Genomic DNA, 8,198 nt, shown 5'->3' with positions numbered 1-8,198 from the left:
CCTGCCCCGCCCCGGTGACCAGCACCACCGTGCCGGCAAGCTGCAGATCCATGCCCTGTCCTCTCAGATCGCGCGGAAGGCGCGGTTGCCGCCGGTGGTCACGACGCGACCGAAGCGCAGGCCGGGAAAGTGCGCACCGACGACGAGGGCGTCGGTGTCGGCGACCTCGTCGGCCAGCGCGTTGCGGGCGGCCCGGGCCGCGACGGGGTCGACGTCGAACACGGCCTCCCAGTCGGGCTCGGCCAGCTCGACGACGGAGTGCACGACGTCGCCGAGCAGCAGGGCGCGCTCGTCGCCGGACGACACCACGTAGACGGTCGACCCCGGGGTGTGCCCGGGGGTGTGCCGGGCGTCGAGGCCGGGGGCGATCGTGACGTCGGAGGTGAACGTCTCCAGCCGCGAGGCCAGCGGCGACAGCTTGCGTACCGCTCCGGCCTCCGCGTCCGCGCTCTCCACGAAGTGCGCCCAGTCCTCGGCGTGCACCCGGTAGGTGGCGTTGCCGAAGACGACCTCGCCCTTCTTGGTGGCCCACCCCACGTGGTCGAAGTGCAGGTGGGTGAACACGACGTCGGTGACGTCCTCGGGCGCCACCCCGTAACCGCGCAGCGCGTCGAGGAACCCGCCGCCGGCGTACTTGCCGTTGTCGATCGTTCCGACCCCGGCGTCGACCAGCACGACCCGCTCGCCGGTGCGGACCAGGAACCCGCCCAGCGGCAGGTGCAGGATGCCGTCGTGGTCGACGCCGCTGGCGTCGATGCCCACCGGATGGCACGACCACGGGTCGTCGACGCCGGGCCGGGTCAGCACCTCGGCCGCGGGCTCCCGGCCCGTCCCGTCGAGCACCGGGAGGATCTCGATGTCCCCGATCCGCATGAATCCCTCACTTACTAACGATCGTTATTGGGTGACCCTATGACGGCAGCGAGGGCCGGGCAATGCCCGGCCCCTCACCCCAGCCGTTGCTGCAGCTGGAAGCGCAGGATCTTGCCCGAGCCGGTGCGCGGGATGCTGTCGACCTCGATGAGCTCGTCCGGCACCTTGAACGACGACAGCCGCTCCCCGCAGACCTCGAGCACCTTCTCCCGGTCCAGCCCACCTTCGCGGGCCACGACGAAGGCGACCGGGACCTCACCCAGGCTGTCGTGCGGCGCACCGACCACCGCGGCGTCGGCCACCGACTCGCACGCCAGCAGGGCGTCCTCGACCTCCGCGGGGTAGATGTTCTCCCCGCCGCGGATGATCAGTTCCTTGGTCCGGCCGCTGATCCGCAGGTAGCCGTGCTCGTCGCGGCGCGCCAGGTCCCCCGTGCGGTACCAGCCGTCGACCAGCACCGCGGCCGTCGCCTCCGGCAGGTTGTGATAGCCGGGCGTGACCCCGGCGCCCTGCACCCAGAGCTCGCCCTCCTCGCCGGGGAGCACGTCGCGTCCCGTCGCCGGGTCGACCAGCCGCACGCTCAGCCCCGGCAGCGGCAGCCCGCACGAGCCCATCACACGGGTGCCTTCCGGGCCGTTCATCGTCACGAACGTCGAGGTCTCGGTGATGCCGTAACCGTCGAGCAGGGGCACCCCGAAGGCGCGCTCGAAGTCGCTGTTCAACGCCGCCGGCAGGATCGCCCCCGCGGAGACGCACACCCGCAGCCGGGGCGCCCCGAGACCCGCCGCGCCCGCTCGGTCCAGCAGGTAGTGGAACATCGTCGGCACCCCGGGGAAGACCGTGTACTCGTCCGTGCGCAGGTGCTCGCGCACCTCATCGACGGAGAACCGGGTCAGGATCCGCTCGCTCGCCCCCAGCGCGAGGATCCCGAGCACGCACACCACGAGCGCGTAGGAGTGGAACAACGGGAGCGGCGAGAGCACCACGTCGTCCGGACCCATCCCCACGACCGGGGTCCACGACGCCACCACCCAGAAGCAGCCGCGCTGGGTCAGGTACACGCCCTTCGGACGCCCGGTGGTGCCGGACGTGTAGAGCATCCAGGCCACGTCGTCGAGCCCGAGACAGTCCCGCGGCGCCACGGCCGCCCCGGCGACCAACGCGTCGTAGGACACCTCAGGGGCGGCGAGGCCAGGGGCGTCCCCGGTGACCACGACCGCCAGGAACCCGTCGCGCCCGGCCACGAGCCGGCGCACGACGTCGAGATGCGCGGCGTCGGTGATCACGATGCGGGCGCCGCTGTCGTCGAGGATGTGAGCGACCTCGGGCACCGCGGCCCCGGGGTTCGCGCACACGGCGATCGCCCCGGCGCGCGGGACCGCCAGGTAGGCCTCGGCCGTCTCGACGGCGTTGTCCAGGTAGAGCAGCGCCCGCTCTCCCTGTTGCAGGCCCAGGACCTGCAGGTACCCGGCCAGCCGGGCCGTGCGGTCCGCGAGGTCGGCGTAGGTCACCGCGCGCCGGTCGTCGCGGAACGCGACCCGGTCCGGCCGCTCGGCGGCGTGGCGGGCCAGCAGTTCGGGCACCGTGCGGATGAGCTCCGTACGCAACATCGCGCCTCCCGGAAGACGGTATGCTAAGTACCGTTTGTTAGCACATTACGGCGGGAGGCACGAGTGGCACCGGCGGATCTGGGCACGGCTTCCTCCGACACCCGGACGACGGTCAACAGCACCGCCGTCCTCGACGCGGCGATGACCTTGTTCGCGCAGCGCGGGTACCACGGCACCGCCCTGAGCCAGGTCGCGGAGGCGCTCGGCATCCGCACCCCCAGCCTCTACAACCACATGCGCTCCAAGCAGGAACTGCTGCAGCGCATCGTCTCCGACACCACCGAGGGCGTCCTCGAGGACTTCCGGCTGGCCGTCGAGGGCGTGGCGGATCCGGTCGAGCGGTTGCGCCGCGCCACCCGGGTCTACGCGCTCCGGCACGCGACGCACCGGCGCGAGGCCCTGATCGTCAACCGCGACACCACCAGCCTCGACGAGCCCGCCCGCTCCGAGCAGCAGGAACTGCGCCGCCGCCACGAGCACGCACTACGCGGGATCATCACCGAGGGCGTGGCCGCCGGGACGCTGAACGTCGACTCCCCCGCGCTCGCGTCCTTCGCGATCCGGGAGATGTGTGTGAGCATCGCGCGCTGGTTCCGGGAGGACGGCCCGTTCACCGCCGAGCAGGTGGCCGACCAGTACAGCGGTTTCGCGCTGCAGATCGCCGGCGCGCGCTGACCGCGCCGGTCGGGTCGGCACCGGCGCCGGGCACCGCTGCTCAGCCCGTCGCCGGAGCCGGTGCAGCGGCGCCCATCGCCACGTCCCGGGTCTCGCGCAGCGCGAGGATGCACCCCAGGCTGATCAACGCGACGACGGCCAGGTAGAGCCCGATCGCGAAGCTGCCGAGCGCCGGCACGAGTTGCGTGGCCAGCAGCGGCGTGACCGCGCCACCCAGCACACCGGCCAGGTTGTATGCCATCCCGGCGCCGGTGTAGCGGTAGCGGGTGGAGAACATCTCCGGCAACTGTGCCCCGATCGGGCCGTAGGCGATCCCCACCACGCCGAGCGCCAGCGAGAGCCCGAGCCCGAAGGACAGCGGAGTTCCCAGGTCGATGATCGGGAACATGGTCAGCCCGACGACGACCGCCAGCGCGTTGCCGATCAGCACCATCCGCCGGCGCCCGACCCGGTCCGACCAGATCGCGCCCAGGATCGTCGTCGCGGCGAACACCAGGCCGCCGACGATCCCCATCGCCAGTACCGTCGTCCGGGGCAGCCCGAGCTGCTGGGTGCCGTAGCTCGTCAGGTACGTGACGCCGATGTAGAAGAACGCGAACACCGTCGTCACCGCCCCGGCGCCGAGCAGCACCTCGCGGGGCTGGCGGACCAGCACCTCCGCCACCGGCACCTTGGCTCGCTCCGTGGAGTTGCGGAACACCGGTGTCTCCTCGATCGACAGCCGCACGTAGAGCCCGATGCCGACGAGTATCAGGCTGGCCAGGAACGGGATCCGCCATCCCCACACGAGGAACGCCGCTTCGCTCATGGTCAGCGCGGTGGTCAGGAACGTGGCACTCGCGAGTGCGAACGCGATCGACGGGCCGAGCTGCGGGAACAGCGCATACAGGCCGCGTTTCTCCGGCGGCGCGTTCTCCGCGGTGAGCAGGGTGGCGCCGGCCCACTCGCCGCCGACCGCGAGGCCCTGGGCGATCCGCAGCACCACGAGCAGAACGGGGGCGAGCACACCGATCGCCGCCGTGGTGGGCAACAGGCCGATGGCCAGCGTCGACAACCCCATCAGCAACAGCGTCGACACGAGGGTCTTCTTGCGGCCGATGCGGTCACCGAAGTGCCCGAAGAGGATCGAGCCGAAGGGCCGCGCGACGAACGCGACACCGAACGTCGCGAACGCCAGCGCGGTGCCGGCCGCGGCACCGAGCTCGGGGAAGAACACCTTGTTGAAGACGAGGGCCGCGGCCGTGCCGTAGATGAAGAAGTCGTAGAACTCGATCACCGTGCCCGTCATGCTCGCGAGCGCGATCCGGGCCATCGGGTTCTTCGGCGGTGCGTCGTCAGCAGCCATCAGCCCTCCCTCGAGTGAGTTACCAGCGACCGAGCGTAGGCACGCGAGTGTTCTAGAACACACTCGAATGGTGGTACGGCGCACCAGTACGACATGGAAGGGCGGGAGTGTCAACGTACGGGTCGGACGCTCCCCGGGTCGGCCACCCCGGATGGAGAGGAGTGGCCGACCGGTCACCTGGCCGCCGACTCCCCGCCCACGGGTCCGACGAGCTCGGCGGCGGGGTCCGGAGGCGGGCTCACGGTGCCCACGCGCCGGTCGATCTGCTCACCGAGGTAGCGGAACACCTCCGCGGCGACCGCGGCCACCGGAACGGCGAGGAACGCGCCCGCGATCCCGTACAGGCTGCCCCCCGCGGTGACGGCGAGCAGCACGATCGCCGGGTGCAGCCCGAGACTGCGCGACTGCAGTACCGGCTGCAGCACGTTCCCCTCGATCTGCTGCACCGCGATGATGATCCCCAGCACGATGAGTGCGGTGGTGAAGCCCTGGGTGACCAGCGCGACGAGCACCGCGAGAGCCCCCGCCACCAACGCCCCGATGATCGGGATGAACCCGCCGAAGAACGTCAGGACGGCGAGCGGGAGCGCGAGCGGCACCCCGACGATCATCAGGCCGAAACCGATGAACACCGCGTCGACGAGGCTGACCAGGGCCTGCGTGCGGACGAAGCTGCCCAGGCCGCGCCAGGACCGCCACAGCACGGCCTGCAGGTGCGCGCCGACGCGCGACCCGACGGCCCGGGTCAACCAGGGCAGGAACCGTGGGCCGTCCTTGACGAAGAAGAACGCGAGGATCACGGCCAGCACCAGGTTGAGCACCCCGGACGCGATGGCGCCCACCCCGGTCAGAACGCCCGAGGCGATGGCCGTCGCGCTCGACTGCAACCGCTCCGTGGCCGCGGCCAGCAGCTCCCCGAGCCGGCCCTGGCCCAGGTTGAACGGCGGCCCGGCCAGCCAGTTCTGGATCTGCTGGAGGCCCTCCGACGCCCCCAGCACGATCTCGTCGACCTGCCCGGACACCGACGGCGCCAGCAGGACGACGAGCAGCGCGATGGCGCCCAGCGCACCGAGGAGCACGAGCAGAGCGGCGAGGGTGGGCGGGACCCTGTGCCTGCTCAACCAGGCCACCGGCGGACGCAACAGGGTCGCCAGGATGACACCCAGCAGCACGGGCCACAGGATCACCCAGAGCCGGCCGATGATCATCCCGATCAGCACCGCGCCCGCCGCGACCAGGATCAGCCGCAGGCTCCAGGTGGCCAGCCAGGCCAGCCCGGCCGCGATCGCCGATCCCCGGTCGGGCACCGGCTCCGACCGCCCGGGCACCGGCGTACCGGTCGGGCCGGCGTCCGCAGGGCCGGCCCGGTGCTCGACCAGCTCGTCGACCCGTTGCGCGGTCCCGCGCCCCTCGTCCGTCCCGCCCACCACAACACCTTTCCGTGGCGCCCGGTGGCGCCCGCCGGGACCCAGCCTCCCAAGCCCGGCCGCCGGATGTCGGCTTCGTCGCCGACGTTCCACCAGCCGTGGCGCCACCCCTGTACCCGATCGCGGGCGATCGGGAACTCAGGCCGCCTGCACGGCCTGGCGCAGGGCCTGGACGGTCCGCTCGATCTCCTGGCCGTTGACCTTGACCGTCGGGGTCGCGGTCACCCCGGAGCGAGACGCGTCCTCGGTGACGCTCCCGGTCCAGGGGACGTAGCGCTGATCGGTGACACAGGTGGCGAAGCCCTCACCGGCCCCCGCCTGCCGGCCCAACGCGATGAGCTGCTCGTCCGGGAGCCCGGGGGTGTTCTCCGGGGGCTGGTTGGCGAAGAGCAGCTTCGTGTAGGCGGTGAACACCCCGGCATCCTGGGCGCAGCCCGAGGCGGCGGACGAGCGGGTGGAGTACTGCGTCGTGGAGAACCGGTCGAGGAACGCCACCGGGTGGTAGATCACCTTGGCCGAACCCGCCGCCACCAGCTCGTCGATCACCGGACCCACCTGCTCCTCGTAGGTCTTGCAGGCCGGGCACTGGAAGTCGACGTAGAGATCGATGGTCGCCCGGGCCGCGGGTTGGCCGATCGGCACCCCGGTCGCGGTGGCCCCGGCGGGGATCAGGACGTCCTCGCCGCCCTGCCCGGCCCGGTACACCCCGAAGCCCACGGCCCCGGCGAACAGCACGACCACCACGACGGCGACGATCGCCCAGCTCGACGGCCCGCGCCGACCGCCCAGTGCCGCCTTCTGCTTGCGCCGCCCGGCGGCGCGGTTCGCGCTCATCGGCGCGTCCTCGGACCCACACTCCAGTGGTCGCAGCCGGGGCCCGGCGGGTTCCCGGGAGTTCGCGGAGCCTCAGCGCTCCTGCGGCCTGCGCCGCAGCAGGTAGGTGTCCATGATCCAGCCCTTGCGCTCCCGCTGCTCGGCGCGGACCCGCGCGATCTCGCCCTTGACCTCCTGCAGGTTGCCCTGGACCAGAACCTCGTCCGGGGTGCCGACGTAGGCCCCCCAGTAGATGTCGACGTCGGTGTCGGGCAGGTCGGCGAACGCGGTCCCGCCGTCGAGCATCACCACGACGTCGTCGACGTCGTCGGGCAGACCGGCGGCGATCCGGCGCCCGGTCGTGATCAGCACCGGACGGCCGATCCGGTTCAGGATCAGCCGGTGCGCCGCGGCGAGTGCCTGGACGCTGCTGATCCCCGGGATGCTCTCCACCTCGAACTCCACCGCACCGCGTGCCGCGATCCGGTCGAGCAGCCGCAACGTGCCGTCGTAGAGGGACGGATCGCCCCAGACGAGGAACGCGCCGACCTGATCGGCACCGAGCTCATCGGTGATCATCTTCTCGTAGATCTCGGCGCGACGGTCCTGCCAGTCGACGACCGCCTCGCGGTACGCCTGCGCCGTGCGGTCGCGCTCGGGGTCGGCCGCCTCGACGACGCGGTAGCGGCCGTGCTCGACGTGCCGGGAGAGCAACTCGCTGCGCAACCCGGTCAGGTCGTCCTTCGTGCTGCCCTTGTCGATCACGAAGAACACGTCCACCCGGTTCATGGCCTTGACCGCCTGGACCGTGATGTGGTCGGGATCCCCCGCGCCGATCCCGATGACGAACACCTTCCGCATGCCCGCGACGGTAGATCGTCGGGTTCCGGGCCCGATACCCGCCCGGCTCCGACGCGGCGCCGGCGGCACGCACCCGCCGGGCTCCCCCGGGACGGCCGGCTCGCCCCCCGGAAAAGGGCGTTCAGGGGCCCGGCGCCGGGGGCTCTGCCCCGTCGGCCGCCGGCGGACGGGTGACCATGTCGGGCCCTTCGCCTCTTCCACCGCTGCAGCAGCCGGTCCAGGGTCTCGGACGTGGCTGGTACGGCCGAATCACCGCCGCTCGGCCAGAAGATCGCCGAGATACTGCGCGGGGCCGTGGAGATGGCCCTGCACGCGCCGTCGGTACACAACACGCAGCCGTGGCGCTGGCGCCTGGGGGGCCACGCCGTCGAGTTGCATGCCGACTGGAACCGGCATCTCATCTGCACCGACCCCGACCGCCGCGACCTCGTGATCAGCTGCGGCGCCGCGCTGCACCACCTGCGGGTGGTGCTCGCCGGGCTCGGCAGCGGATCGAGCACCGACCGGATCCCCGACCTGGAGAACAGCGCCCATCTGGCCACCCTGCACGTCCGTCCCACCCCTCCCGACCCGCACGACGCGGTGCTGTTCTCC

Annotated in this window: 7 protein-coding genes and 1 pseudogene; 2 read left to right on the top strand and 6 right to left on the bottom strand. The window is 72.0% G+C overall.

Annotated features, from left to right (window positions below; genetic code table 11):
* Positions 1-63: 63 nt before the first annotated feature.
* Together HF519_RS28415 and HF519_RS28410 are read right to left on the bottom strand one after the other, a co-directional pair.
* Positions 64-873, bottom strand: coding sequence for an MBL fold metallo-hydrolase (locus tag HF519_RS28415; protein ID WP_169416058.1), 810 nt, complete (start codon positions 871-873; stop codon positions 64-66).
* A 74-nt stretch (positions 874-947) separates the two neighbouring features.
* Positions 948-2,483 (bottom strand): class I adenylate-forming enzyme family protein, encoded by a 1,536-nt coding sequence (locus tag HF519_RS28410; RefSeq protein ID WP_169416057.1) that lies wholly within the window; start codon positions 2,481-2,483, stop codon positions 948-950.
* 63 nt (positions 2,484-2,546) lie between these two features.
* Between HF519_RS28410 and HF519_RS28405 the strand changes: the two genes are divergently transcribed.
* On the top strand, positions 2,547-3,158 hold the full coding sequence (locus tag HF519_RS28405; RefSeq protein WP_312860408.1) for a TetR/AcrR family transcriptional regulator: 612 nt from the start codon (positions 2,547-2,549) through the stop codon (positions 3,156-3,158).
* A gap of 40 nt (positions 3,159-3,198) precedes the next feature.
* On the opposite strand, the gene HF519_RS28400 is transcribed toward HF519_RS28405, so the two are convergent.
* From HF519_RS28400 to cobF, 4 genes are all read right to left on the bottom strand, one after another.
* Positions 3,199-4,503, bottom strand: coding sequence for an MFS transporter (locus tag HF519_RS28400; RefSeq protein WP_169416056.1), 1,305 nt, complete (start codon positions 4,501-4,503; stop codon positions 3,199-3,201).
* A 173-nt stretch (positions 4,504-4,676) separates the two neighbouring features.
* Positions 4,677-5,930, bottom strand: a complete 1,254-nt coding sequence (locus HF519_RS28395) for an AI-2E family transporter (RefSeq protein ID WP_211170710.1) — start codon at positions 5,928-5,930, stop codon at positions 4,677-4,679.
* Positions 5,931-6,068: 138 nt separating this feature from the next.
* Positions 6,069-6,764, bottom strand: coding sequence for a DsbA family protein (locus tag HF519_RS28390; RefSeq protein WP_169416055.1), 696 nt, complete (start codon positions 6,762-6,764; stop codon positions 6,069-6,071).
* A gap of 72 nt (positions 6,765-6,836) precedes the next feature.
* The gene (gene cobF / locus HF519_RS28385) at positions 6,837-7,604 is read right to left on the bottom strand and encodes a precorrin-6A synthase (deacetylating) (protein WP_169416054.1); all 768 of its coding nucleotides are present in this window, start codon (positions 7,602-7,604) and stop codon (positions 6,837-6,839) included.
* A 231-nt stretch (positions 7,605-7,835) separates the two neighbouring features.
* On the opposite strand from cobF, the pseudogene HF519_RS28380 reads away from it, so the two are divergent.
* Positions 7,836-8,198 (top strand): annotated as a pseudogene (locus tag HF519_RS28380) (hypothetical protein); the annotation flags it as partial.

The sequence above is a fragment of the Pseudonocardia bannensis genome, assembly GCF_012911875.1.
GTDB lineage: Bacteria > Actinomycetota > Actinomycetes > Mycobacteriales > Pseudonocardiaceae > Pseudonocardia > Pseudonocardia bannensis.
This window is presented reverse-complemented; position numbering and strand designations above follow the sequence as displayed.